Origin of the sequence: Burkholderia sp. IO2, assembly GCF_029522185.1 — a bacterium.
Classification (GTDB): Bacteria; Pseudomonadota; Gammaproteobacteria; order Burkholderiales; family Burkholderiaceae; genus Burkholderia; species Burkholderia cenocepacia.
Genome location: NZ_JAKWFH010000003.1, coordinates 25,844 through 50,308 on the forward strand (window position 1 = coordinate 25,844; position 24,465 = coordinate 50,308).

General features: G+C 66.9%; 23 protein-coding genes. 11 read left to right on the top strand and 12 right to left on the bottom strand.

Annotated features, from left to right (window positions below; genetic code table 11):
* Nucleotides 1-20: 20 nt before the first annotated feature.
* Nucleotides 21-1,148, bottom strand: coding sequence for an aminotransferase class V-fold PLP-dependent enzyme (locus MMB92_RS02440; protein WP_034202808.1), 1,128 nt, complete (start codon nucleotides 1,146-1,148; stop codon nucleotides 21-23).
* Nucleotides 1,149-1,425: 277 nt separating this feature from the next.
* Here MMB92_RS02440 and MMB92_RS02445 point away from each other — a divergent pair, with 277 nt between their 5' ends.
* Nucleotides 1,426-2,607: a serine hydrolase domain-containing protein gene (locus MMB92_RS02445; protein WP_048984302.1), complete on the top strand. Its 1,182-nt coding sequence runs from the start codon at nucleotides 1,426-1,428 to the stop codon at nucleotides 2,605-2,607.
* Between the two features lie 166 nt (nucleotides 2,608-2,773).
* Here MMB92_RS02445 and MMB92_RS02450 read toward each other — a convergent pair whose 3' ends face one another.
* From MMB92_RS02450 to MMB92_RS02470, 5 genes are all read right to left on the bottom strand, one after another.
* Complete coding sequence (locus MMB92_RS02450) at nucleotides 2,774-2,983, bottom strand: hypothetical protein (protein ID WP_012493113.1); 210 nt, start codon at nucleotides 2,981-2,983, stop codon at nucleotides 2,774-2,776.
* A gap of 193 nt (nucleotides 2,984-3,176) precedes the next feature.
* Nucleotides 3,177-4,349: an FAD-binding oxidoreductase gene (locus MMB92_RS02455; RefSeq protein WP_277562494.1), complete on the bottom strand. Its 1,173-nt coding sequence runs from the start codon at nucleotides 4,347-4,349 to the stop codon at nucleotides 3,177-3,179.
* 165 nt (nucleotides 4,350-4,514) lie between these two features.
* Entirely contained in the window at nucleotides 4,515-5,666 is a 1,152-nt protein-coding gene (locus tag MMB92_RS02460; protein ID WP_006495757.1) for a branched-chain amino acid ABC transporter substrate-binding protein, read from the bottom strand.
* Between the two features lie 423 nt (nucleotides 5,667-6,089).
* Nucleotides 6,090-6,281 carry a CsbD family protein gene (locus MMB92_RS02465; protein WP_006495758.1) on the bottom strand — a complete coding sequence of 64 codons (192 nt, stop codon included), beginning with the start codon at nucleotides 6,279-6,281 and terminating at the stop codon, nucleotides 6,090-6,092.
* A 143-nt stretch (nucleotides 6,282-6,424) separates the two neighbouring features.
* Nucleotides 6,425-7,957 carry a helix-turn-helix transcriptional regulator gene (locus tag MMB92_RS02470; protein WP_048984293.1) on the bottom strand — a complete coding sequence of 511 codons (1,533 nt, stop codon included), beginning with the start codon at nucleotides 7,955-7,957 and terminating at the stop codon, nucleotides 6,425-6,427.
* A 398-nt stretch (nucleotides 7,958-8,355) separates the two neighbouring features.
* Here MMB92_RS02470 and MMB92_RS02475 point away from each other — a divergent pair, with 398 nt between their 5' ends.
* The 3 genes from MMB92_RS02475 to MMB92_RS02485 all read left to right on the top strand — a co-directional run bounded on the left by MMB92_RS02475 (nucleotide 8,356) and on the right by MMB92_RS02485 (nucleotide 9,196).
* Nucleotides 8,356-8,520, top strand: a complete 165-nt coding sequence (locus MMB92_RS02475) for a hypothetical protein (protein ID WP_006484627.1) — start codon at nucleotides 8,356-8,358, stop codon at nucleotides 8,518-8,520.
* Between the two features lie 74 nt (nucleotides 8,521-8,594).
* A complete protein-coding gene (locus MMB92_RS02480; RefSeq protein WP_006484592.1) occupies nucleotides 8,595-8,945 on the top strand; it encodes a BON domain-containing protein in 351 nt (116 codons plus the stop codon).
* 53 nt (nucleotides 8,946-8,998) lie between these two features.
* Nucleotides 8,999-9,196, top strand: a complete 198-nt coding sequence (locus MMB92_RS02485; protein ID WP_006479804.1) for a CsbD family protein — start codon at nucleotides 8,999-9,001, stop codon at nucleotides 9,194-9,196.
* 239 nt (nucleotides 9,197-9,435) lie between these two features.
* On the opposite strand, the gene MMB92_RS02490 is transcribed toward MMB92_RS02485, so the two are convergent.
* Nucleotides 9,436-10,464 carry a DUF1338 domain-containing protein gene (locus MMB92_RS02490; RefSeq protein ID WP_006495762.1) on the bottom strand — a complete coding sequence of 343 codons (1,029 nt, stop codon included), beginning with the start codon at nucleotides 10,462-10,464 and terminating at the stop codon, nucleotides 9,436-9,438.
* A 225-nt stretch (nucleotides 10,465-10,689) separates the two neighbouring features.
* On the opposite strand from MMB92_RS02490, the gene MMB92_RS02495 reads away from it, so the two are divergent.
* A complete protein-coding gene (locus tag MMB92_RS02495; protein WP_006484618.1) occupies nucleotides 10,690-11,637 on the top strand; it encodes a LysR family transcriptional regulator in 948 nt (315 codons plus the stop codon).
* 19 nt (nucleotides 11,638-11,656) lie between these two features.
* Here MMB92_RS02495 and MMB92_RS02500 read toward each other — a convergent pair whose 3' ends face one another.
* Together MMB92_RS02500 and MMB92_RS02505 are read right to left on the bottom strand one after the other, a co-directional pair.
* A complete protein-coding gene (locus MMB92_RS02500) occupies nucleotides 11,657-12,118 on the bottom strand; it encodes a hypothetical protein (protein WP_077021691.1) in 462 nt (153 codons plus the stop codon).
* Nucleotides 12,119-12,205: 87 nt separating this feature from the next.
* Nucleotides 12,206-14,335, bottom strand: coding sequence for a TonB-dependent siderophore receptor (locus MMB92_RS02505; protein WP_060212855.1), 2,130 nt, complete (start codon nucleotides 14,333-14,335; stop codon nucleotides 12,206-12,208).
* An 805-nt stretch (nucleotides 14,336-15,140) separates the two neighbouring features.
* Here MMB92_RS02505 and MMB92_RS02510 point away from each other — a divergent pair.
* Nucleotides 15,141-16,769 carry an NADP-dependent glyceraldehyde-3-phosphate dehydrogenase gene (locus tag MMB92_RS02510; protein WP_006484641.1) on the top strand — a complete coding sequence of 543 codons (1,629 nt, stop codon included), beginning with the start codon at nucleotides 15,141-15,143 and terminating at the stop codon, nucleotides 16,767-16,769.
* 91 nt (nucleotides 16,770-16,860) lie between these two features.
* On the opposite strand, the gene MMB92_RS02515 is transcribed toward MMB92_RS02510, so the two are convergent.
* From MMB92_RS02515 to MMB92_RS02525, 3 genes are all read right to left on the bottom strand, one after another.
* Nucleotides 16,861-17,904: a T6SS immunity protein Tli4 family protein gene (locus tag MMB92_RS02515; RefSeq protein WP_277562495.1), complete on the bottom strand. Its 1,044-nt coding sequence runs from the start codon at nucleotides 17,902-17,904 to the stop codon at nucleotides 16,861-16,863.
* Between the two features lie 230 nt (nucleotides 17,905-18,134).
* Nucleotides 18,135-18,767 (bottom strand): LysE family translocator, encoded by a 633-nt coding sequence (locus MMB92_RS02520; RefSeq protein ID WP_006484586.1) that lies wholly within the window; start codon nucleotides 18,765-18,767, stop codon nucleotides 18,135-18,137.
* A gap of 297 nt (nucleotides 18,768-19,064) precedes the next feature.
* The gene (locus MMB92_RS02525; protein ID WP_006484525.1) at nucleotides 19,065-19,214 is read right to left on the bottom strand and encodes a hypothetical protein; all 150 of its coding nucleotides are present in this window, start codon (nucleotides 19,212-19,214) and stop codon (nucleotides 19,065-19,067) included.
* A 141-nt stretch (nucleotides 19,215-19,355) separates the two neighbouring features.
* Here MMB92_RS02525 and MMB92_RS02530 point away from each other — a divergent pair, with 141 nt between their 5' ends.
* From MMB92_RS02530 to MMB92_RS02550, 5 genes are all read left to right on the top strand, one after another.
* The gene (locus tag MMB92_RS02530) at nucleotides 19,356-19,679 is read left to right on the top strand and encodes a hypothetical protein (protein WP_006484612.1); all 324 of its coding nucleotides are present in this window, start codon (nucleotides 19,356-19,358) and stop codon (nucleotides 19,677-19,679) included.
* Nucleotides 19,680-19,767: 88 nt separating this feature from the next.
* Entirely contained in the window at nucleotides 19,768-19,971 is a 204-nt protein-coding gene (locus tag MMB92_RS02535) for a hypothetical protein (RefSeq protein ID WP_060212861.1), read from the top strand.
* 82 nt (nucleotides 19,972-20,053) lie between these two features.
* Nucleotides 20,054-20,539 (top strand): hypothetical protein, encoded by a 486-nt coding sequence (locus tag MMB92_RS02540; protein WP_060212864.1) that lies wholly within the window; start codon nucleotides 20,054-20,056, stop codon nucleotides 20,537-20,539.
* Between the two features lie 242 nt (nucleotides 20,540-20,781).
* The gene (locus MMB92_RS02545) at nucleotides 20,782-22,251 is read left to right on the top strand and encodes a PepSY domain-containing protein (RefSeq protein ID WP_077190977.1); all 1,470 of its coding nucleotides are present in this window, start codon (nucleotides 20,782-20,784) and stop codon (nucleotides 22,249-22,251) included.
* Between the two features lie 40 nt (nucleotides 22,252-22,291).
* Nucleotides 22,292-24,415 carry a TonB-dependent receptor gene (locus MMB92_RS02550; RefSeq protein WP_112750980.1) on the top strand — a complete coding sequence of 708 codons (2,124 nt, stop codon included), beginning with the start codon at nucleotides 22,292-22,294 and terminating at the stop codon, nucleotides 24,413-24,415.
* Nucleotides 24,416-24,465: the final 50 nt, after the last annotated feature.

Consider the following 24,465-nt stretch of genomic DNA (forward strand, 5'->3'; position numbering starts at 1 on the left):
CGCCATGGCAAAAAACCGCGTCAAACAATCCGGTTCAACGCATCGGCAAACCGCTTCACCGCCCCATCGATGTCATGCAGCTTGTCGAGACCGAACAACCCGAGCCGGAACGTCTTGAAGTCCGCCGGCTCGTCGCATTGCAACGGCACGCCCGCCGCGATCTGCAAACCGACATCGGCGAATTTCTGCCCGGTGCGAATACCGTCGTCGTCCGTGTAGCTGACCACGACACCCGGCGCCTCGAACCCTTTCGCGGCCACGCTTCTGAATCCCTTCTCCGTCAGCACGGCACGAACGCGCTCGCCGAGTTCGAGCTGTTCCGCCTTCACCTTGTCGAAGCCATATGCCTCGGTTTCCTTCATCACGTCGCGCAGCGTCGTGAGGCTGTCCGTGGGCATCGTCGCGTGGTACGCGAACCCGCCGCCCTCGTACGCTTCCATGATCTGCAGCCACTTGCGCAGATCGCACGCGAAGCTGGTGCTCGTCGTCGAATCGATGCGTTCCCGCGCGAGCGGGCTCAACATGACCATCGCGCAACACGGCGACGCGCTCCAGCCCTTTTGCGGCGCGCTGATCAGGATATCGACGCCGCTCGCCTGCATGTCGACCCACACGGTGCCCGACGCGATGCAATCCAGCACGAACATGCCGCCGACCGCATGCACGGCATCGGCCACCGCGCGCAGGTACGCATCGGGCAGCATCATGCCGGACGCGGTTTCGACGTGCGGCGCGAACACGAGATCGGGCTTGTGCTCGTTGATCGCGGCGACCACTTCGTCGATCGGCGCCGGCGCATAGGCGGCCTGCCTGCCCGCTTCGACCGGACGCGCCTTCAGCACCGTCGTCTCGGACGGAATGCCGCCCATGTCGAAAATCTGCGACCAGCGGAAGCTGAACCAGCCGTTGCGGATGACGAGGCACTTCCTGTTCGTCGCGAACTGCCGCGCCACGGCCTCCATGCCGAACGTCCCGCTGCCCGGAACGATCGCGACCGACTTCGCGTTGTAGACGTTTTTCAGCGTGGCGGAGATGTCGCGCATGACGCCCTGGAAGCGCTGCGACATATGGTTGACGGAGCGATCGGTGTACACCACCGAATATTCGAGGAGCCCCTCGCGGTCAACATCGGGAAGTAAACCTGGCATGCTCGCCTCCGGTGAAAGATGAACGATGGAATCAGGACAAGCAGCGTCTTCGATTCGATACTGCTCTGCACCCATGCAAATGCGTCATTTCCTCGACGAAAGCAGATTCTAACGAACGGCGCCGGTCGATTGGGGCATATTTTGTCTGCTGCGGAGCCCGGTATTCGTCGACGCCGGCCCCTGCCGCGCACATCGCCCCGTTCCATGTAAGGGTTAACGACGCGTGCGGCGCGCGTCACATAACATGTCGACCAGGCCCTTCACGACGGAATTTTCGATGACCTCCTCTCCCGCATCGTCACTGCAGTCGTCAACCGATCGCGCGCTCGCCGAGCGCATCGACGCGGTCCTGTCCCGCCAGCTCGACACGCAGCGCCTCGTCGGCGCCGTCGTCCTCGTCGCCCGCGACGGCGAACTCGTCTATCGCCGCGCGGCCGGCTTCGCGGACCGCGAATCGCGTACGCCGATGCGCGAGGACACGCTGTTCCGGCTCGCATCGGTGACGAAGCCGATCGTCTCGGCGGCCGCGATGGCGCTCGTCGCGCAACGCAAGCTGTCGCTCGACGACGACGTCACGCGCTGGCTGCCCGAATTCCGTCCGGCGCTGCCCGACGGCCGCGTGCCGACGATCACGGTGCGCCAGCTGCTCGTGCATACCGCCGGCCTCGACTATCGCTTCAACGAAACCGACGCGAACGGCCCGTATGCGCGTGCGGGCGTCTCCGATGGGCTCGATGCCGCATCGATCACGCTCGCCGACAACCTGCGCCGGATCGCGAGCGTGCCGCTGCTGTTCGCGCCCGGCACCAGCTGGAACTACTCGCTGTCGATCGACGTCATCGGCGCGCTGATCGAGGCCGTCTGCGGCGTGCCGCTCCCCGATGCGATCGATGCGCTCGTGCTGCGCCCGCTCGGCGTGCACGACACGGCGTTCGTCGCACGCGATCCCGCGCGGCTCGCGACGCCGTACGTCAACGACACGCCGCAGCCGCACCGGCTCGCCGAGAACGAGACGGTACCCATCGTCGAAGGGTTCGTCGGCGTCACGTACTCGCCGTCGCGTGCGCTGGATGCACACGCGTTCCCGTCGGGCGGCGCCGGGATGGTCGGCACCGCCGGCGACGTGCTGACGGTGCTGGACACGTTGCGCGCGGGCGGCGGCGCGATCCTGCCCGCCGAGCTGGTCGACGAGATGGGCCGCGTACAGACCGGCGATCTGGAATTGCCGGACCTGCCCGGCGCGGGCTTCGGAATCGGCTTCTCGGTGCTGCACGACCCGCAGGCGGCCGCGTCGCCGGAATCCGTCGGCACGTGGCGCTGGGGCGGCGTCTACGGTCATTCGTGGTTCGTCGACCGCGCACGCGGGCTCACCGCCGTGTCGCTGTCGAACACGCTCTACGAAGGGATGAACGGGCAGTACACGCTCGATCTGCGCGATGCGATTTATGGTGTGCGGTAGCGCGGAATGGAAAAGGCCCGGCAAAGCCGGGCCAGTCTCGTTCCATGCGGCTCGGCCACTTCCTCGCGCCCGGCATGGCGAATAACGTGCGGCGAGCGCCCTGAATCAACGCAACGCCAATTCCGGCTGACCGCATCGTTGTCGCACGCCGTCACGGACGTTTCCCCTACCTGGCAAGGATCACGTACAAGCCCAAGCCGGTATAAGCGATGAACAAGACCGCAGCGACGATACAGGCAATACGCCCGATCCCGCGCAGACGCGTCATACCGAAATACATCAACCCGGCACCGACAAGCAGCCACAACGGCCAATAGCTGATGCCCAAAATCAGCATCATGACCGGCCACGGTATATCGATGGCGATGTCGCTCATTCCAGCGGGCCCCCGTTGCTCAAGTAGACAGTCAGTGTGTAAAAACCTCCGCGATGTTGCCACATTCCGACATCGACGACATCGGGTACGGATCAGCCTGCCGACGACAAAAAAAGGCCCGACGAAAGTCGGGCCAACGGGTTTGAGACACTAGGAGAATCCCGCCCACCCCATACCGGGCGGTCACGCCGCGCTACACGACGTTCTTTTCGACGATCGGCCGGTTTTCGAGCACGCGCGCCCAGCCGAGCGACGACAGGTCGAGCGTGTCGTAACGCCCGCCCAGAATGAGTTCGCTGACGCCGCGCCCCGTCGCGGGCCCCTGCTGCAGCCCGTGGCCGCTGTAGCCGTTCGCGAACACGACGTTGTCGAGTTCCGGGTGGTAGCCGATGATCGCGTTGTGATCGAACACGTTGTACTCGTAGTAACCGGACCAGCAATTCTCGACGCGCAGCGCCTCGAATTCCGGTACGCGATGCGCGAGCGTCGGCCAGATCACGTCGTCGAACAGGTCGTGGTCGACTTCGTCGAGCGGCAGGTCGTCCGGGTCGCGATCGGGGCTCGGCGACGTGCCGCAGATATACGTGCGCCCTTCCGGCCGGAAATACACGCCGGTCGGATCGATCAGCAGCGGGCAATCGGCAAGCTTCGCTGGCGACGATACGTTGAAGATGCTGCGACGCCGTGCAAACACCGGAATGTCGATGCCCATCATCGACGACAGCGTACGCGTCCATGCGCCGGCCGCGTTGACGAGCGTGTCGCACGCGTAGCGCTCGCCGTCGTCCGTCACGACATGCGTAATCTTGCGGCCGTCGCGCACCACGTCCTTCACGTCGGCCGGCACGTAGCGCGCGCCGAGCGCCTGCGTCTTCTTGCGCAGCGCCTGCACGAGCCCGTAGCCGTCGAACCAGCCTTCGCCGCTCACGCCGTACGCACCCGACACGAGATCGTCGACGTTCAGCCACGGAAACTTCGCGCGCAGCGCGTCGCCGTCCATCAGCCGGATATCGGCGCCGAGGCTGGTCTGCAGCGCATGGTTCTCGCGCAGCGTCGCGTCGCCGGCCGGCGTCGCGAGGAACAGGTAGCCGCCTTCGTGCAGATCGATCGACGGCCGATTGCCGTCCACTTCGAGCCGCTCGCCGATCGTGCGCAGGAACTCGATGCCGAACAGCGACATCTCGATCGACAGCGGCGTGGAAAACTGCTGGCGAATCGACGCGGCCGACAGCGCCGACGACGATCTTGCATAGGTAGGATCGCGTTCGATGACGGTCACGGCGACCGTGGGATCGGTGGCGCGCAGGAAATACGCGATCGAGCTGCCGATCACACCACCGCCGACGATGACGACTTGAGAACTCACGACTGACTCCGGTTACACGTAAAAGGCGCAGCCAGCCGGCCGCGCCCGTTGGGTGGTTCGTGCCGCGACTCGCGCGGCGTCGCGCGGGCAGCCTTCGTGGGCGATCGCTCCGGCTATTTCAGCACGTCCGGCATCGCCGCGAAAGCCCGCTCACGCGGGTTGCATTCAGTCCGCCGACTTGGTCGTGACGGGCTGCCACGCGGCGTTCTTCACTTCATACAGCGTCGAGCTCGGGTTCTTCAGGTCGCCCGTGTTCGTGAACGCGATCGTGCCCGTGATGCCGTCGTAGCGCGTGCCCTTCAGCGCGCCGTTGAAATCGGCCGGCTTGGTCGAGTTCGCCTTCTGCATCGCATTGATCGCGATCCACGTCGCGTCGTACGCGAACGGCGCATACGCGAGCATGTCGACGCCGTACTTCTGCTTGAATTTCGTTTCGAACAGCTTGCCCTTCGCGAGACGCGACAGCGGCTGCCCGTATTCCCACACCGACGCGCCCTCGGCCGCATTGCCGGCCAGCCGGATGAAGTTCGCGTTCATCACGCCGCCGCCCGCGAGGAACTGCGCGCGGATGCCGAGCTGGCGCATGCGCTTCACGAGCATCGCGGCCTGTGCGTCGAGGCCGCCGAAGAACACGAGATCGGCATTGGTGCTCTTGATCTTCGTGAGCTGCGCGCTGAAGTCGACGGCCTTGTCGTTCGTGAATTCGCGCGCGACGATCGTGCCGCCGTTCGCCTTCACCGACTTCTCGAATTCGTCGGCTTCGCCCTGGCCGAACGCGGTGCGATCGTCGATGATCGCGATGCGCTTCGCCTTCGTCACGCTCGCCGCATACGCACCGGCGTTGCCGGCGTTCTGCGTGTCGGTCGCGATCACGCGATACACGGTGTCGAGCCCGGCGCGCGTGATGTCGGGATTGGTCGCCGACGGCGTGATCATCGGAATGCCGGCCTTCGCGTAGATCTTCGACGCGGGCAGCGTCGTGCCCGAATTGAAGTGGCCGATCACGACGGCGACCTGCGCGTCGGCGAGCTGCTGCGCGGCCTGCACGCCGGTGCGCGGATCGCTCTGGTCGTCCTGCGACGCGATCACGAATTTCACCGGCTTGCCGCCGACCGTCGTGCGCGCGGCATTCGCTTCGTCGACCGCCATGCGCACGCCGTTCTCGATGTCCTTGCCGTAGGCGGCGCCGCCGCCGGTCAGCGGGCCCGCCACGCCGACCTTGACGATCGTCTCCTGCGCATGGGCCGCGCCCGTCTGGAACGCGAGAAGCGCGGCGGTCAGTGCAGCGCCGGAAAGCGAACGAATGCGGAACGTCATGGCAGTCCTTCTTCTGAGGGTCGGGATGCAACGCGCGAATGACGCGCGTCGGCAACCTCCTGCGCGCCGGTGACTGCTTGCACTGCCCGGGGCGCATTGCATGCGTCCGACCGGCCGGCCGATCACCGCGGTTCCGTCTCCGAAGAACCTTTCATCGCGAAAGAGGTGAATGGATTGTGGGTAGCCAATACCCGTGCAGCAAACGAAATATCGGAACTACGTTGTGAGGATTTGTCATCAAGTTCCGGGTTCATGGCCGATCCGCGGCCCGTACGACGGGGGCCGTGGATGGAGTGCTCGTGCAGGAAATGGCGGCCGCGCCCGTGGAGAAAGGCCGGCCGTGGTCATGCCGGCCACGCATCATCGCTGCGACGCCGGCCCGGCCGGCCTTCGCGACGCCCGTGGCGGGCGCCGCGTCATCGTTCAGTGGCGATCGGTGCCCGTATGCTTGCGCACCGCATCGGCCGCCTCGCCGGCCTTCTCCTGAAGCTTGCCGGCCTGCTGTTCGGCCAGGCCTTCCGCTTCGGTCTCGCGGTCGCCCGTCACCTTGCCGAGTGCTTCCTTGACCGAACCCTTGACCTGTTTGAGCTTGCCTTCGATGCGATTCCTGTCCATGGTCATCTCCTGCGATGGTTTGGGGGAGAGCCGGCGACGCCGCGCCCCTGCGCCGCACCGCCGAGTGGACAGGATCGCAATCGGACGCCGCGGGCGGCAGATGCGGATGCACCAATCGGCATGGTGCATTCGTACCGCCGCGGTCAGTCCTTGCCCTTCGCGCCGCCCTTGTCGCCGCGCGCGCCGTTCGGTTCGGCCGTGCCGACGATCCCGCGCTCGCGCGCCCACACAATCGCCTCGCCGCGGCTGTGCACGTCGAGCTTCGCGTAGATCGTCGCGACGTGATTGCGCACGGTGTTCGGCGCGAGCCCGAGGCGGCCGGCGATCTCCTTGTCGGCCAGGCCGTGGCACAGCAGGTCGAACACGTCGCGCTCGCGCGCGGTCAGGTCGGACAGCTGCGCGCCCGCATCCGGCGCATTCGCGCGCCGCACGTTCGCGAGCTTCTCGATCAGCGTACGGCTGAACCACGACGCATCCTGCATCGCGGTCTCGATCGCGTAGACGAGCTCCATCTCCGTGCGCTTGCGGTCGCTGATGTCGAGCAGCGCGACGAGCAGGCAGTCGCGTCCGTGAATCGCGACGGGGTCGGCCGACACGACGCAATCGCGCACGTCGCCGTCGCGCGTGCGGATCTGCACGTCCACGTTGCGCACGTGGCCGTCGTCGGCGAGCCGGCCTTCGATGCGCGACCACGCACCGCGTTCGGCCCACAGCCCGATCTCGTCCGCGGATTTACCAAGGAGGTCGGCCTGCGCATGGCCCGTCATCGCGGCAAACCCATCGTTCACGTCGAGCAGCTCGAAACGGTCCGCCGTGACGATCGCCATCGCGACCGGCGCCATCCGGAAGGCCGTCGCGAAGCGTTCCTCGCTTTGCATCAGCGCGCGCTCGGCCTGCTTGCGCGGCTCGAGATCCATGAACGTGAACAGCATGCACGCCTCGCCGTTCATGTCGATCGGCTGCCCGGCGACGACCACCGCCTTGGTACTGCCGTCGGCAAGCTTGAGCACAGCCTCCATCTGCGGAATCGTCGCGCCTTCGCCGAGCCGCTCGATCGCGAGCTCGCGCCGTTCGGCCTGTTCGAGCACGTCGACCTCGTACACCGAGCGGCCGAGCACGTCGTCGCGCGCGTGGCCCGTCATGTCGAGAAAGCCCTGGTTGACCTTCACGTAGCGCAAGTCGTCGAGCCGGCAGATCACGGCCGGCGCCGGGTTCGCGTTGAAGGTGCGCTCGAAGCGCTCCTCGGCGCTCGCCCATTCGGTCGCGTCGTGCAGCACGAGCGCGAGGCAGTCGGGTTCGCCGGCCGCGTTCGTCAGCACCAGGCTGCGGATGCGGTGCACCCAGCTCACCGACGCGTCGGCGGCCGATTCGACTTCGACCGTCACGTCGCTGAACTCCTCTCCGGCGATCACGCGATCCATCGGATAGTGGCCGTCGCGCACCGGATGGTTGTTCCGGTAGCGCAGCCGAAATCGCTCGCGGTATTCGGTGACGTCCGCGCCGAGCGCCTTCAGCTCGGTCACGCCATGCATCGCGAGCGCGGCCTCGTTCGCCCAGACGATCCGCTGGTCCGGCTCGATCAGGATCACGCCCTCGGTGAGTCCCGCGATGATCTGGTGCAGCTGGCGCCGGTCGGTATGCGACTTGAGCGCCTGTTCGTCTACTTGTTCGTTCATCGAATCGTTGTCCCTGTCGTCAACATGAGCGGTCAACCCGAGCGCCGGCCAGGCGCCCGTTGCAACGGCATGCCCCGGCCGGCGCGTGCGGCGATGATCGCGTGCCGCGCAACGGCGCGACACGCGCGAATGCACTATCTCGAATAGTACATTCGCATGCCGCCCGTGATCGTGCGGTGCCCCGCCAAATGGTGCGGTGCGGCCGGCGCGCCTGTCGCGCCGCGTTGCCCGGGTCGTGGTGCACGTACCCGTCCCGCCGGTCTGTTCCGTCCCCCGGTGCAAACGCACTAACCGATCCGGTGAATTTGCGCGATGTCCGCTCGCGTTCGCGTCGGTACGCTGGTACTGCATCGGCGCTCATGCGCTGCCCTTTCATACCGCAGAGGGAGGACACCCGGATGAAATTGCATCAGACACCCGATCCGACGCGGCCCGAACCGGCCCCGGACAATCCGCCCGAGCCGGCGCCCGGCACCGACCCGCCGGTACCGCTGCCGCCCGACGTGCCGCGCCCGGACATGCCGCCGCGCGAGCCCGGCTACGACACGCCGATCGCCCGCTGAGGCACACGAACGCACGGGAACGCGCCGTGCTCACCGACTGATTGATTCAACCCGCCAATCGAAGGAGAACATCAATGAACAAGACCTCGCACCTTTCGACCCTGCTCGCCGTCAGCGCGGCCTTCCTGCTGTCCGCCGCCCCGCTCACGAACGCGCACGCCCAGGCCTCGTCGACCGACAGCGGCATGGCGAGCGAATCGAATCAGCCGGTCACCGACACGTGGATCACGACCAAGGTGAAAGGTGAGCTCGCAACCACCGACGGCGTGAAGAGCACCGACATCAGCGTGAAGACGGTCGACGGCGTCGTCACGCTCACGGGCGTGCTGCCGACGAAGGTCGCCGTGAAGAAGGCCATCGCCGTGACGCGCGCGATCAAGGGCGTGAAGCACGTCGACGCATCCGGCCTGAAGGCGAAGGCCTGAGCTACCCCGCGGCCGAGCGCCGCACTTTTCTCCCCTTTCGAAAGGAGCACACCATGAACGAAGACAAGATCAAGGGCCAGTGGAAGCAGCTCACCGGCAAGCTGAAGGCCAAGTGGGGCAAGCTGACCGACGACGACCTCCAGGTCGCGGAAGGCAATCGCGATTATCTGGCCGGCAAGATCCAGGAGCGTTACGGGATCGCCCGCGACGAAGCCGAGAAGCAGTTGAAGGAATTCGACCGCGAGCTGTAACGCGCCAGTCGTCTCACCCCGCCGCGACGCGCACCGCGTCGCGGCCACGCGGAGGACAACGACATGGGCAAATATCTGATCGCATGGCTGCTCGGCGTACCGATCGGGCTGCTGGTGCTGTTTTTTCTGGTCACGCACCTCTTCTGACGCACGCGACGCCCCGTCAATGAAAACGGGCCGACGGCTGAAATCAGCCGCCGGCCCTTCTGCTTGTGCACGCGATACGTGACGCGCCGTGCTTACTTCGCCGCGTTCGCCGTCATCTTGAAGATGCCCTGCGCATTGCCCGCGTCGAAACGCAGGTCGGTCACCCAGCGCCGCGCCGCCTGGTCGAACGTGCGCTTGCGCGTGATGAATTCGTAGAACGACCCCGGCACGTTGCGCTTGACCGTGCCGCCGTCGCGGGTGCGGAATTCGCGCTCGACGGTATCCGCGCGATAGGCCGTCTGGAACACGCGGCCCGAGCGCGAGCGCTCGACCTCCGGCTTCATCGGCCGGCCCTTCGCCTTCTCGTCGTCGGACAGCTTGAACACGTCGGCGACGCGGTCGGTCGCATGGTTGAACGCATTGCCTTCGGTCGCGATCCACGCCATCTCCGCCGATTCCATCAGCAGCGTTTCGTAGTCGAGCTCGTTCGGCACATCGTGCTGGCGCGCGAACGCGCCGACGATTTCCGGCAGCAGCGCGTGCGCGGCTTCGAGCGACAGCCAGCCTTCGCGCTCGACTTCCCACAGCAGCGCGACGGCCGCCGGCGACAGCGGGTCGCGCGACGAACTGACGACGTTCGTCACCGCCTGCTGGAATTCCTTCGAGAAGCGCTCCGGATGCAGTTCGCTGACGAAAAACTGTGCGATTTCGTCCGGCGCGTCTTCATGCGCATACGCGCGGCCCGTCATGCCGAGCTTGTCGAGCGGGTAACGGCCGTTCAGGCGGAAGCCGAGCGGACGCAGGATGCGCGTGAACGCCGCCTCGCCCGGCGGCAGCGCGCCCGTGTGCGGCCAGCGCACCGTGCGCAGCGCGCCGTGATCGAAATAGACCGAGCCGCCGTTTTCGATCGCCTCGGCCGTGTACGCGCGGCCGTTCGCCGAACGCTCGAGCAGCCCTTCGAACAGCGCCATGTTCATCGCCTGCGCGATTTCCGCGCGCGTCACGACGCCGTCTTCCCATTCTTCGAGGATGGCCGGCATGTTCAGGGTCGAGAACAGGGCGTCGGTCTTCGCCTGTCCCAGCAGCTTCGTCAGCAAGCTGTCGATATTCGGATTGCGCATCAGGATTCTCGTCTCGGGGGACCCGCCGGCAAACGTGCCGGCAACTCGTCGGCCGGCCGCCCCGCGGGCGCCTGACCTTGCACGGGAAGCATTATTCAAAGGGTTGCAGCGGGGCGTAAAGCGAGATTAAATTGATATGTGATGAGTTTTTGGAATTATCGGCGGCCCTTCGCTCCCCTTCACCCCCGTGCGGCGCGGCCCTTTTTGTCGGATAAATAGAGCATCATGCGCAAATTCAAGATCCCCAACATGGGCGCGCTCGTGGCTTTCGAAGCCGCCGCCCGCCACGAGAGCTTCACGCACGCGGCCAAGGAGCTGTTCCTGACCGAAAGCGCAGTGTCGCGGCAGATCGCGACGCTGGAGGCGAGCCTCGGCGTGCGGCTGTTCGCGCGCGTGAAGCAGCGCGTCGTGCTGACGCGCGCCGGCAAGCTGTACGGCACGCAGGTGCGGCGCGCGCTGGAAGCGCTCGACCGCGACACGCTGTCGATCATCGCGCACGGCAGCGGCGGCGGCTACCTGGAACTCGCGGTGCTGCCGACCTTCGCGTCGCACTGGCTGATCCCGCGCATCAAGAGCTTCTACGACCGCACGCCCGACGTGCGCGTGAACATGGGCAGCCGCACCGACCTGTTCTCGTTCGAGGACACGCACTTCGAAGCCGCGATCCACTACGGCAAGCCGACCTGGCCCGGCACGTCGTCCGACTATCTGTTCGGCGAGGAAGTCGTGCCGATCTGCTCGCCCGCGCTGCTGAACGGGCCGGTCGAGCGCGTCGAGGATCTGCTCGCGTACCCGCTGCTGCACTCGACGACGCGCCCCGGCGCGTGGGCGCAGTGGTTCGAGACGCACGGCGTCGAGGACATCCGCACGATGCAGGGCGTGCGCTACGAGCTGCATACGATGCTGATCAGCGCGGCCGCGGCCGGGCTCGGCGTCGCGCTCGTGCCGAAGTTTTTCGTCGAGGAACAGTTGCAGCAACTCGGGCTCGTCGTGCCGTGCGATGCGGCAACCGTCGGCGATTCGGCGTACTACCTCGTGTATCCGACGGAGTTCAGTCACAGCAAGCCGCTGGAATCGTTCCGCGGCTGGCTGCTCGAACAGGCGAGCGCGTATGCGGCGCCGGAACGCGACGCGCGAGACGCCGATGAAGAGGATGACGAAGACGTCGAGTAACGGCGCTGCCGCGCCGGCGTCACCGCGCGGTGGCGCCGCATGCGTGCCGCGTCGGCGCGTCGGCTGACACGACCTTCACCAGCCGCGCACGATCGGGCGTTTCCAGCCCCGGGCACGCGGTCTCCAGATCGCGGATCACGAGCGTCGCGCGCCCGTCGAACCGGCACACGCCGCGCGGCTGCGCGGCGGACAGCCGCAGCCGGCGCCGCGCGTCGGGCTGGTTCGTGAAAACGATCACGCCTGCGCGCTGCGAGCGATCAGGCAAGTGCCGCGCCGACGCGTCGTCCTCTTCGAACCCCACGTCCGGCCCGATCGATTCGTCGCCGTAGTCGAGCGCGTAACGCCCCGACAGCGTGATCGTCCGGTCGACATGCACGGCATGGCAACCCGGCTCGGCATCCGCGGGAATGGTCTGCGCGCCGGCCGCGACCGGGCCGCACGCCAGCAACGATAAAAGCAGCGCGCGGGCGCGGGCGGTCATGCTGGACGCATCAAGCGCGTGGCGGCTCATGGGCAGTCGGGTGCGGGTCGTCGTGACGAAGACCCGCATTGTCGCGCACCGCGTGCGTTACATGTGCCACTTCACCGTGGCGGTCAGCGTACGCGGATCGCCGGGCATGTTGTACAGGTCCGCGTTGCCGTGCGCGGCGATGAAGTAGCGTCGATCGAACAGGTTGTCGAGCGTGAGCGTCACATCGACCTTCTTGCTGCGATAGCCGGCGCCCAGGTTGAACACCGTGAACGACGGCAGCGTGACGAGATCGCTCGCCGACGTATAGCGCGCGGACTGGAACTGCATGCCGGCCGCCGCATAGAAGCCGTACGGCAGCTCGCGCTTGAGCCACAGGTTCGCGCTGTGGCGCGGCATCAGCCCCGGCGTGTTGCTCGACACCGCCAGGCCGGCCGCGGTCGATTGCGCGGACCCGTCCACCGTGCCGTTCAGGTACGCGTAACCCGCATACACCGACCACTTCGGCGCGATCTCGCCGGTGAAGCCGAGCTCCATCCCGCGCACGTGTTGCGTGCCGATCGGCAGCGCATAGCCGGGATTCGCCGGGTCGCCGATCTGCTGGTTGGTCTGGCGCATGTCGAACAGCGCGACGCTGGCCGTCGCCTTGCCGCCGAGGTCGAAGCGCGAGCCCACTTCATACGCGGTGGTCTTCTGCGGCGCGAGCGCGGCGCCGTTCGAGAACGCGCCGGAACTGATCAGCGTGTCGGCCAGCGGCGAGAACGACTGGCTGAACGACCCGTACAGCGTGAGCCAGTCGAGCGGTTCGTAGATCAGGCCGACGCGCGGGCTCCATGCATGATCGGTGCGGTCGAGGTTGACGTTCGACGACGTGTAGTCGTGGCGGATCTGGTTCAGGTAATCGAAGCGCAGGCCGGCGAGCACCTTCCAGTGTTCGGTCAGCGAGATCAGGTCCTGCGCATAGACGCCCGCGAGCCCGACGACGGTCGACGCGTTCGTCTTCGCACGCGTGCCGCCCGGCACGCCGGGCAGGACGACCGGCTGCGGATTGAACAGATCGTAGGTCGCGACCTTCGTCACGCTGTAGATCGTGTCGAACTTCTGCTGCTGCGACAGCTCCAGCCCGTACAGCAACTCGTGACGCATGCCGAACAGCGAGGTCTTCTGCGTGAGTTCGAACAGCCCGTCGATGCCGTGATCGGTGCGCTGGCGCGTCGACTGATCGAGCGTGACGACCGGGTGCGCGGCGGTCTTGATCGGCTCGTACGTCACGTAGTTCTTCCGCTCGAGCGAGAAGTCGTACGCGCGGATCGCGCCGTGGAACGACAGCGAATCGTTGAAGCGGTGATCGAGCGACACCGTCGCGCTTTTCGCGGAGATGTCGTTGTACGAACTGTTCCCGCCGTCGGCCGACCCGTAGTACGTGTTGATCGGCACGTCGACCGGCCGGCCGCGATACGCGGGCAACCCCTGATCGGACGTGCGACGGTCGTGCAGGTAGTCGAATTCGACGTTCAGCACCGTGTCGCGGTCGAGCTTGAACTGCGCGGACGGCGCGATCGCCTGCCGGTTGAGCTGGAACCGGTCGCGGAAGCTGTTCGAATTCTCGGCCGCGCCGGTGATGCGAAAGCGCGCCGCGTCGTTCGGGTTCCAGCCGAGATCGAATTCGCCCCGCCGCTCGCCGCGCGTGCCGAGCGTCACGCCCACGTCGTTCACCGGGTTCGCCTGCGGCCGCTTCAGCACGCGATTCACGATGCCGCCCGCCGAGCCGCGCCCGTACAGTACGGCCGCCGGCCCCTTCAGCACCTCGACGCGATCGACGTTCGACAGGTCGCGGTAGTACAGCGCGTCGTCGCGAATGCCGTCGACGTACTGGTCCGTGATGCTGTTGAAGCCGCGGATCGTGATCTGGTCGCGCTGGCCGTCGCCGACCGAGAAGCCGACGCCCGGCACGTTGCGCAGCGCATCCTGCAGCGACGTCGCGTTCTGATCCTCGATCACCGCGTGCGGCACGACGTTCACGGTTTGCGGCACGTCCATCAGCGACATGTCGGTTTTGGTCGCCGCGCGCGAATGGCCGCCGTCGTACGACGCATGCTCGGCGGCCGCGTTGACGGAAATCGCGGGCAGGGTCGCCGCGGCATCGCTCGCCTGCGCAAACGAAGTGCGGGCGCCGGCCAGCGACGTGGCGATCAGAAGCGCATGGCACGCGCTCGTGTGGAGTTTCATCGTGAACGTAGAGGTGGTGAAGAAAACGGCGAACGGCCAGCGCAAGCGGCACGAAAAAAGCCGTGACATCCCGTCACGGCTCGTAATGCGGCGAAATAATAAACGAGAATGATTCGCGTTTTTAATTAATTTTCAACGTGTCGCCTGGCCACAACGTGAATACGCGATGCGCTCTGCATTTCTGACGAATGCCTTTCTGTTTCAAGCGATTGGGCGGCGCGAATCGTAATAAAAACGAAAGTATCGGATCGATCGCGTCATGCGGCGACGATCGTAAAAGGCGGGATTCGGGATACGACGGCGGAGAAGCTGGAGAGGATCACGAAGGATCGGCCAAGCTGGCGGGACTGGCGGGACGGATTCAACGGTCCGGTGCGCGCCGGACCGGGCAACCCCGACCCGGCGCTCCGGGCAGCCGACCTCGTATCGGCAGCGCGGCGGACCGACTTCTATTCTTCACTACGTCTGCTCTCAGGTTCACTGCATTTTTTTCCTCACCGCGCTGCGCCATTATCCGCTCAATTCGGCCGAAGTAAAACGTTTGCGGTTGCACCCAGGCCGTTATACCGGCGATTCGGAAACAGTCTTTCTAAATACTTACGATGCCGCTGCCGCGATTCGGTCATTGTTGCATTCGTGACGGCGTTCCTTTTTAATGGAACTGGTTCCATTCGCTGAATCGGCCACATTCCCGCGTGACGCGCCGTCGCGTGCAGGTCATGATGCCGATTCAGGATCGAGGATCATTCAGCTCAGGATTCGCATCGCCCGTCCTTCCCGGACACCCCCGTCAAACGAGACCGTCATGCCCGATTCCGCCTCCCTGCAGCACCTCTTTCCCGCCTTACAGGACATCCCCGCCGAATTCCGGCTGGCTTCGCCGATTCACCAGCGCGTGTCGCTCGTCGACGGCGAATTGCGACCGTGGGACGGCGCGACCAAGACCGTGCTGTCGCCCGTGTGCGTGCGGCAGCCGGACGGCGGCGTCGAGCAGGTCGAGATCGGCAGCTATCCGGTGATGGGCGAAACGGAAAGCGACGCGGCGCTCGACGCCGCGGTACGCGCGTACGACGCCGGCCGCGGCGAATGGCCGACGATGAAGGTCGAGCAGCGCATCGCGTGCATGCAGGATTTCATCAAGCGGATGGTCGCGCAGCGCGAACGCGTCGTGAACCTGATCATGTGGGAGATCGGCAAGAGCCTCGCCGATTCGCAGAAGGAATTCGACCGCACCGTCACGTACATGACGCAGACGATCGACGCGCTGAAGGAGCTGGACAATGCGAACTCGCGCTTCGTGATCGCGGAAGGCACGATCGGCCAGATCCGCCGCACGCCGCTCGGCGTCGTGCTGTGCATGGGCCCGTACAACTATCCGCTGAACGAAACGTTCGCGACGCTGATCCCCGCGCTGCTGATGGGCAACACCGTGGTGTTCAAGCCGCCGCAGTACGGCACGCTGCTGTTCGAGCCGCTGCTGGAAGCGTTCCGCGACGCGTTCCCGAAGGGCGTGATCAACACGATCTACGCGCCGGGCGCGGTGGTCGTGCCGCACATGCTCGCATCGGGCAAGATCAACGTGCTCGCGCTGATCGGCTCGAGCAAGGTCGCCGATCACCTGAAGAAGCAGCACCCGAAGTCGCACCGGCTGCGCGCGATCCTCGGTCTCGATGCGAAGAACGCGGCGATCGTGCTGCCCGACGCCGATCTCGACCTCACCGTGAAGGAGTGCCTGCTCGGCGCGCTGTCGTTCAACGGCCAGCGCTGTACCGCGCTGAAGATGCTGCTCGTGCATCGCTCGATCGTCGACGAATTCCTGAAGCGCTTCACCGCCGCGCTCGAACAGCTGAAGATCGGCATGCCGTGGGAAAAAGGCGTCAGCATCACGCCGCTGCCCGGCATGCATCGCACCGCGTACATGACGGACGCGATCGACGACGCGAGGGCGAAGGGCGCGCAGGTCGTCAACCATCAGGGCGGCGAATTCAGCAAGACGCTGTTCTACCCGGCCGTCGTGTATCCGGTGTCCGAAGGGATGAAACTGTACCGCGAGGAGCAGTTCGGGCCGATCATTCCGGTCGCGCCGTTCGACGACGTGGAAACCGCGCTCGACTACGTGACGACGTCGGAGCACGGCCAGCAGGTCAGCATCTTCGGTTCCGATCCGGCGCAGATCGGCGCGCTCGTCGATCCGCTCGTGAACCAGGTGTGCCGCGTGAACATCAACTGTCAGTGCCAGCGCGGGCCCGACGTGTTCCCGTTCGCCGGGCGCAAGGATTCGGCCGAGGGCACGCTGTCGGTGAGCGACGCGCTGCGCGCGTTCTCGATCCGCTCGATGGTCGCGGCGAAGCAGACCGACGGCAGCAAGCAGCTGCTCGACTCGATCGTGTCGGATCACCACTCGAAGTTCATCAATACGGGCTTCATTTTCTGAAGCCGCTTCGATGCGGGGCCCCCGCCGTGCATGGCGCGGCGGGGCGTCCGGTCGAACGCATCGCCCGCGTCGCCCGCATCACCGCCGCCGGTCAGATCGCGCCCGGTCGCGCGTGCAGGCCGTTCAGCAGCGTGTCCCATGCCTGCAGCGCGCGCGCCTCATCGACCGGTGAGGTGGCCTGCGCCGGCGGCAAGTCGCTCTGCCCGGCCACGCCCAGCAGCATCTCGATCGCGGTATGCGGTTGCGCAAGCGTGGCGGCATTGCCCGGCGCGAGCAGGTAGAAGCGATAAGCCGTGACGGCGCCGTCCCGAAGCTCGAACAGCACTTCCTCGGCATCCATGCCGGCAATCGACCGTTTCCCCTCGCGCAGGAGGCGATGGCTTCCGGGCAGGCGGTCGAGTTTCGCGCGCAACGCGGGCAGCGTACGGCTGAGCGACTGCTCGCGATCGTCACCGACGGCATTGCGCGACTGGATCACGAGCAGCGCCGGTCGGCCCGGCATCAACGCGAACGATTGCCTGACTTCTTCGGGGTAGGTGGACGATCCGGTCACGATCCCGCCGTCGAAGCAGAAGCCCGGTTCGGTCGGTACAACCCAGTTATCGCGCATCCGGATGCGCCGGAACGTGTCGTCATAGACGCCCTCGACACGATCCAGCGCATCGGCGCCGATGCTGCCCGTCGTGCGGACGAGCGTGCGGTTCGCGTACAGATAGCCTTCGGTATCGAACGGCAATATCACGGATTTCGCCGCCGCTTCGTTGAAGACGAAAACACGCGAATCCGGTACGGGGGAAAAGGCCTTTTCCAGCCACGCGTGACGGGTCTTCCGATCCATCTCGACCGGATTCGCACGCAGCCGGGTACGCATCACCTGCTCGCGAGCGGCGATGGCGGCCTGGTAGGCATCCGGCGGCACCTCGTGCGTCGTGAGCAGTTGCTCCCCGCGGTACGCGTAACGCTGACTCGAGATCTCGCTCGAAACCGGCCGATCGAACACCAGGCGGCCGATACACCACGGAGGTACTTTGGACAGCAGCGGATTGCTTGTCGCCGGATCGGCGGCAAACACCGAAGTGCAGGCACACAGTCCCGCCAGCACACCGAACCAGCGCAAAAGACGAACCATCAGCATCTTCCGGTACCTCGTGCATCCTTCATGGGTTGCCCGACACTGTACCCGGAAAGACGCGGCCCTCGCCGTTGCACGGGTCGCGCAGCAGCGGGCGGTGCGAGGCCCGATGCGGGCACGTCAACCGGCACGTCGGCCACGCCGGTATCGACGGCACGCACGACGCCGTCACCGGCGCGACGATTGCGCGGGCTGACCGCCTCTCGCGGCCCGCGCAGCCGGCGCGCGACACCTCACACGTTCGTCACCAGCAGCCGCACCCCCGCCACGCCGAACACGACGGCCAGACACGCCTCCATCGCACGCCGGCCGCGCACGTACAGCCGGCGCGCACCGTCCATCGAGAACACCAATGCATAACCGCCGAACACCGCGCAGCCGATCGCGAGGCAGCCCGGCACGACGGCGCCGTGCGCGCCGCCCGCGCCGTTCGACGACAGCGCGACGATCGACACCCACACGAGAATCGCCTTCGGATTGGTCAGGTGCAGCATCGCGCCGCGCACGTAGAAGCGCGACAGCCGCTGCTCGCGCGCCGCGTTCGCCGATGCCGCCGGCGGCCCCGCCAGCGCCGTACGCGCCGACTTGAACGCGAGCCACAGCAGGTACAGCCCGCCGAAGACCTTGATCGCGATCAGCAGCTTCGACCATGCGAGCAGCGCGGCCGATACGCCGAGCGCCGCCACCGTCGCCCAGAACATCGACCCTGAAATCACGCCGAGCGCGAACGCCAGCGCCGCCTTGCGGCCCTGGTTCGCGGCGACCGACATGATCGCGAGATTGCTCGGCCCGGGGCTGGCCGTGCCGATGAAATAGGCCGTGTAGGCGAGCAGCAGATTGGCCGAGAAGAAGGTGTGGACGCTCATGTCGAATCTCGCGGGGATGGTTCGGAGATTGTTGGCAAACCCGCGCCGTCTGCCCATGGACAATTGTGCGGCCGATCGCTGGGCCAGTTGCGTGGTCATGCAACCGATCGCCGCACGCCGGACCGTCTCTGTTTTGAAACAACCGGCGCGTCCGCCGCCGGTTCGCGCGACGCAGCGGCACGCGTTTCCCGCGGCCGCGTCCCGTCGGCGGACGCACGGCGGGCGTGGCCGAACCGCGCGACACACGCCGTGCCGGCCGTCCGCCGGCGGAAACGCGCGACGTGCCGGATACCTGCGTTACGTTACATCCGTGAAGCATTTCACCTCGTCGCGCCGCTGCAGGCGCCCGACGCCGCCCGCCGTGCGCGCGTAGACGCCCTCCTCGATCGCCAGCCCGATCCAGTCCCGGCGGGACTCGCCGACCGATGCGGGAGCGCGGCTCAACATTGCTCAACAATCGTCCGGCGGCGCTGGTACGGAATCTGCATTCCGTTCGGGCAGAAGCCGCGCTGGCGCGCGGACATGAATTCACCCGCGGGCGCCCCAATGGCTACACCCGTACGATGTGCACACGCAACGAGGCCCTTCATGGATGCGCAGCCCAATTCGTCCGATACGTCGTTCCAGCTCTTCCTCGCGAAGGTGCTCGAACAGCCGCTGCCCGACTGGACCGAGAAACAGCAGATGGAACTCGAGATGGCGCGCACGCTGTCGACGCAAATGGTCACGCTCGCCGAAGACATGCGCGGCCGCACGCCCGATCTCGCGCGCTGCCTCGTGCTGCTGCGCTACGCGAAGGTGCTCGATTTCATGCTGACGTCGCTCGCCGCGCACCGCGACATTCATCCGCAGACGCTGCGCACGCTGTTCCGGCTCGCGAACCTCAAGGTCGACGATGCGTATCCGGTGTGAGCCGGCGCAACGGAGCGCGTGCCGCACACGGCCGTCGTGCCGGCGCCGGCCGTCCGCGATACGCTCGCATGCCGGATAACCTCGCCGCATGCGCATCGGAAACCGGACATCCCGGCTGGCCGGCGAGCCCGGCCTCTTCGTGAAGCAATACGGGCGCAACGCACGGAAACACCTCGACCCGAACGACACCGAACGCGCGATGAGGCGACTGTCGACGGCCGACCTCCCCGGTCTGCCAGCCGACGACGCAACCGAAGAAGACGAATCGGGTGTGGATTCCGGTCCCGCCTGACGCAACCCGACCCACCTCGACCCACCCCGCACACGCACGGCCCGCCTGCCCCTCCACGCAAACGGAGGTACAATCGCGCGCCATGAACGCACTTCGCCGCTTCCTGCTCCGGCCAGGCGTCGCACGACAGTGGCTGTGGGGGTTCCTCCTCGTGACGCTGCTGTCCCGCGCGCTGATGTCGGGCGCCGTGATGCTCGATCCGGACGGTCCGGATGCGGGCTCGGTGGTGCTGTGTTCGGGCCGCGGCCCGCTGATCGTCACCGCCGCCGCGCTGGCCGCCCGCTTCGATGCGAGCGCGCCGATCACGCCGGCCAACGATGCGCTGGCGCTCGTCGATGCACTGAAGCATGACGCGCACGCCGACAAGGCGGCGTCTTCCGGTAACGGCGACAGCCTGTGCGCATTCGGCGCCGCGCTGTTCACCGCGCTCGCATCGTTCGTGCTGCTGGTGCTGCTGTTTCCCGCGGCGGTTCCCCGACGCTTCCGCGTTCACTTCGACAGTCTTCCTTTCGTGCGATCGCTATTCGACGATCGCCCGCCCTCCCGCGCCCCTCCTCGGTTCTGCTGAACGTTCCGCCCCGTGGCGCATGCACGTCGACGTGCACGCGCGTTCACGCCGTTCGTTTCACCCGACCTGATTCACGCATTCACCCGCCAGCCCGCATCGCGCGGGCGACGCCGCCCTGCGCATCGTCCGCACAACGTGCCGCGCCGCCTGCCGCGGTGCGGCCTGCACGCGGGTGCGACGCACGTTGACGGCCGCCGGCCCGCGCCGGTCCCGCCGCTCGACGCATACGAGGAGTTCACACCATGTCGACCACCGTCGATCGGGCCGTCGCGCCCGCCCGTTCCGCCAGCGCCGGTTACCGGACGCTCTGGCGCTGGCACTTCTACGCCGGCCTGTTCGTGATGCCGTTTCTCGTGATTCTCGCGATCACGGGCACGCTGTACTGCTTCCAGCCGCAAATCGAGCCGCTGCTGTATCCGCACCGGCTGGTCGTCGAACCGCGCGCGACGCCGCGGCTCGATGCCGACACGCTGCTCGCCCGCGCCCGCACCGCGATGCCGGCCGACGCGACGCCGGTATCCGTGCAGGTCGCCACCGCGCCGGACCGCAGCGCCGAGTATGTTTTTCGGCTGCGCGACGGCAGCCGCGAGAGCGTGTACGTGAACCCGTACGACGGCCGCGTGCTCGGCACGCTGAGCGTCGAGAACCGCTTCATGCAGGTCGACCGGATGCTGCATCGCAAGCTGCTGCTCGGCAAGACCGGCGAGTGGCTGATGGAGCTCGCCGCTTGCTGGACCTTCGTGATGATCGGCACCGGCATCGCGCTGTGGTGGCCGCGCGGCGCGGCACGCGTCGGGCGCGCGCTGCGGCCCGACCTGTCGCTGCGCGGCCGGCCGCTGTGGAAGAGCCTTCATGCGACGGCCGGCATCTGGCTCGCGGCCGGCACGGTCGCGTTCATCCTGACCGGGCTGCCGTGGTCGGGCTCGTGGGGCAAGAACTTCAAGGCGCTCGCCGCGACCGTGAACCTCGGCGCGCCGGAAGGCGCATGGGGCGGCGCGTCGGTACGCTCGACGCGCCCCGGTGCCGCCGCGACGGCCGGGCAGGCGCCTGCGCAGGCCACCGCGCCGTCCGGCCATCACCACGATTCCGGCGAATCGATGCCGGGGATGGTGATGGACGACCTGCCGTTGCCGCAAACGCCGTGGGCGGTCGGCAACGTGCCCGTGCCGCATTCGCCGTCCGCGCCGACACCCACGCCGCTGCCGCTGGCCCGCGCGATCGCGATCGTCGCCGGGCTCGGCGTGACGAGCGGCTACACGCTCGCGCTGCCGTCCGGCGCGGACGGCGTGTTCACCGCGTCGTACTTCCCGGCCGACCCGAAGGCCGAACGCACGATCTACATCGACCAGTACAGCGGCGCGGTCCTGAAGGACATCCGCTATGGCGACTACGGCGCGGTATCGAAAGCGGTGTCGTACGGCACGTCGCTGCACATGGGCCGCTATTTCGGCCTCGCGAACCAGATCATTTGCGCGGTGCTGTCGCTCGGGCTGGCCGCAATGGCCGTCACGGGCACCGTGATGTGGTGGAAGCGCCGCCCGGCCGGGACGCTGGGCGCACCGTCGCGCGAACGCGGCACGCCGCCGATGCGCGGCTGGATCGCCGGGCTCGTGCTGCTCGGCATCGTGTTCCCGTTGATGGGACTGACGATCGTCGCGGTCTGGCTGCTCGACCGGCTGCTGTTCGGCCGCGCCGCGCGCGCCGCGGCGTGATCGACGCAAGCGCTTCCCCCATTCGAAGGAAACCGAAACAATGAAGTTCAAATCGATGCTGCCCGCCGCCGTGCTCGCGGCGCTCTCGCCGGCCGGGCAGGCCCACGCACAGGAACGCGGCGTCGACGGTGCCGGCGCCACGCTCGCGCCGATTCGCGTCGACGCGCAGAAGGCGCCCGCCCTGACGCAACCGCTCGACACCGGCAGCCATCTCGGGCTGTCGCCGCTCGAAACGCCCGCGAGCGTCGAGCAGATCAACCGCGCGACGCTGGACACGCGCGGCGACAACTCGATCATCGACGCCGTGAGCCGCGCCGCCGGCATCAGCGCGTCGCCGCATCCCGGCAACGGCAACTCGGAGCTCGCCGCGCGCGGCTTCGTCGGCGCGTCGTCGGTCACGCAGCTCTACGACGGCGTGCGCCCGTACGGCGCGATCGGCGTCACGTTCCCGTTCGACACGTGGTCGGTCGACCACATCGACGTGTTGCGCGGCCCCGCTTCGGTGATCTACGGCGAAGGCGCGATCGGCGGCGTGGTCAACATCGTCCCGAAGAAGCCGACGCGCACGCCGATCCGCAACGAGCTGCAGGTCGGCGGCGGCACCGAAGGCACGGCGCGCGCCGCGTTCGGCAGCGGCGGCGCGGTCAACGACAAGCTGTCGTACCGCTTCGACGTCAGCGGCAACCGTTCGTCGAACTGGGTCGATCGCGGCGACTCGCGCAACCTGTCGGTGTCCGGCGCGCTGCGCTACGACGTGACGCCCGACCTGTACGTGACGGCGTCGTACGCGCAGGGCTTCATGCATCCGATGCAGTATTTCGGTGTGCCGCTCGTCGACGGTGCGCGCGATCGCGCGCTCGACAAGAAGAACTACAACGTCGGCGACGCCGACATCGCGTTCCGCGACAGCTGGGCCACCGTCTCGGCGAACTGGCAGCCGAGCGACGCGCTGAACGTAACGAGCACGCTGTACCGGATGAAGAGCAACCGTCACTGGAAGGATGCCGAGTACTACACGTACCTGCCGTCGAGCGCGCAAGTGCGGCGCAGCAGCTATACGGAAATCTTTCACGACCAGGAGCAATACGGCAACGTGACGACGGCCACCGTCGGCGGCGCGCTGCTCGGCATGCGCAACACGTTTTCGGCGGGCGTCGAGTTCAACCACACGACGTTCCAGCACGACAACAACTCGCCGTATGCGGGCACGTCGACGGTCGATCCGTTCAACTTCGATCCGGGCAGTTTCATCAACACGGCCGGCACGTTCCCGAAGTACCGCAGCCAGTCGAACCAGTACGCGCTGTTCGCGGAGAACCGGCTGGAGATCACGCCGCGCTGGTCGGTGATCGGCGGGCTGCGCTACGACCATGCGAGCGTGAACCGCGACGATCTCGTGAACGGCGGCGCGTTCACGAAGGTATTCGCGAACACGGGCTGGCGCATCGGCACCGTGTACGACGTGCGGCCCGGCCTCGCCGTATACGGCCAGTATTCGGTCGCGGCCGATCCGGTCAGCTCGCTGCTGTCGCTGAATGCGTCGAAGGCCAGCTTCACGCTCGCGACCGGCCGGCAGATCGAGATCGGCGTGAAGCAGTCGTTCCTCGACGGCAAGGCCGAATGGACGCTCGCCGCGTACCGGATCGTGAAGCGTAACCTCCTGACGGCCGACCCGGTGAATCCGAACCAGTCGATCCAGGTCGGCCAGCAGTCGTCGCGCGGGCTGGAGGCGACGGTCGGCGCGGAGATCGCGAAGGACTGGCGCGTCGATGCGAACGTGTCGATCCTGCGCGCGAAATACGACGATTTCCAGCAGTCGTCCGGCGGCACGACCGTGTCGCGCGCGGGCAACGTGCCGGTGTCGGTGCCGCAGCGGCTCGCGAACCTGTGGATAAGCTGGCGCTTCGCGCCGGACTGGACCGGCATCGCGGGCGTCAAGTACGTGGGCAAGCGGTTCGCCGACACCGCGAACCAGCTCGTGATGCCGTCGTACACGACCGTCGACCTCGGCCTCGCGTGGAAGCCGCGCAAGGACACGACGATCACCGCCCGCGCGTACAACGTCTTCAATCGTCGCTACGTGCAGTCCGCGTATTACAACGAGACGCAGTATCTGCTCGGCAACGACCGGCGGTTCGAGCTGCTGGCGAACTACCGGTTCTGATGCGGCGCGCCGCCGCGCAACGCGTCCGCCGATGCGTGCGCGGCGGCGGG

Bases quoted from the DNA above. Each gene is read 5' to 3' on its own strand.
- MMB92_RS02440 (WP_034202808.1), bottom strand. From the start codon at position 1,148: ATGCCAGGTTTACTTCCCGATGTTGACCGCGAGGGGCTCCTCGAATAT.
- MMB92_RS02445 (WP_048984302.1), top strand. From the start codon at position 1,426: ATGACCTCCTCTCCCGCATCGTCACTGCAGTCGTCAACCGATCGCGCG.
- MMB92_RS02450 (WP_012493113.1), bottom strand. From the start codon at position 2,983: ATGAGCGACATCGCCATCGATATACCGTGGCCGGTCATGATGCTGATT.
- MMB92_RS02460 (WP_006495757.1), bottom strand. From the start codon at position 5,666: ATGACGTTCCGCATTCGTTCGCTTTCCGGCGCTGCACTGACCGCCGCG.
- MMB92_RS02465 (WP_006495758.1), bottom strand. From the start codon at position 6,281: ATGGACAGGAATCGCATCGAAGGCAAGCTCAAACAGGTCAAGGGTTCG.
- MMB92_RS02470 (WP_048984293.1), bottom strand. From the start codon at position 7,957: ATGAACGAACAAGTAGACGAACAGGCGCTCAAGTCGCATACCGACCGG.
- MMB92_RS02475 (WP_006484627.1), top strand. From the start codon at position 8,356: ATGAAATTGCATCAGACACCCGATCCGACGCGGCCCGAACCGGCCCCG.
- MMB92_RS02480 (WP_006484592.1), top strand. From the start codon at position 8,595: ATGAACAAGACCTCGCACCTTTCGACCCTGCTCGCCGTCAGCGCGGCC.
- MMB92_RS02485 (WP_006479804.1), top strand. From the start codon at position 8,999: ATGAACGAAGACAAGATCAAGGGCCAGTGGAAGCAGCTCACCGGCAAG.
- MMB92_RS02490 (WP_006495762.1), bottom strand. From the start codon at position 10,464: ATGCGCAATCCGAATATCGACAGCTTGCTGACGAAGCTGCTGGGACAG.
- MMB92_RS02495 (WP_006484618.1), top strand. From the start codon at position 10,690: ATGCGCAAATTCAAGATCCCCAACATGGGCGCGCTCGTGGCTTTCGAA.
- MMB92_RS02500 (WP_077021691.1), bottom strand. From the start codon at position 12,118: ATGACCGCCCGCGCCCGCGCGCTGCTTTTATCGTTGCTGGCGTGCGGC.
- MMB92_RS02505 (WP_060212855.1), bottom strand. From the start codon at position 14,335: ATGAAACTCCACACGAGCGCGTGCCATGCGCTTCTGATCGCCACGTCG.
- MMB92_RS02510 (WP_006484641.1), top strand. From the start codon at position 15,141: ATGCCCGATTCCGCCTCCCTGCAGCACCTCTTTCCCGCCTTACAGGAC.
- MMB92_RS02515 (WP_277562495.1), bottom strand. From the start codon at position 17,904: ATGCTGATGGTTCGTCTTTTGCGCTGGTTCGGTGTGCTGGCGGGACTG.
- MMB92_RS02520 (WP_006484586.1), bottom strand. From the start codon at position 18,767: ATGAGCGTCCACACCTTCTTCTCGGCCAATCTGCTGCTCGCCTACACG.
- MMB92_RS02525 (WP_006484525.1), bottom strand. From the start codon at position 19,214: ATGTTGAGCCGCGCTCCCGCATCGGTCGGCGAGTCCCGCCGGGACTGG.
- MMB92_RS02530 (WP_006484612.1), top strand. From the start codon at position 19,356: ATGGATGCGCAGCCCAATTCGTCCGATACGTCGTTCCAGCTCTTCCTC.
- MMB92_RS02535 (WP_060212861.1), top strand. From the start codon at position 19,768: ATGCGCATCGGAAACCGGACATCCCGGCTGGCCGGCGAGCCCGGCCTC.
- MMB92_RS02540 (WP_060212864.1), top strand. From the start codon at position 20,054: ATGAACGCACTTCGCCGCTTCCTGCTCCGGCCAGGCGTCGCACGACAG.
- MMB92_RS02545 (WP_077190977.1), top strand. From the start codon at position 20,782: ATGTCGACCACCGTCGATCGGGCCGTCGCGCCCGCCCGTTCCGCCAGC.
- MMB92_RS02550 (WP_112750980.1), top strand. From the start codon at position 22,292: ATGAAGTTCAAATCGATGCTGCCCGCCGCCGTGCTCGCGGCGCTCTCG.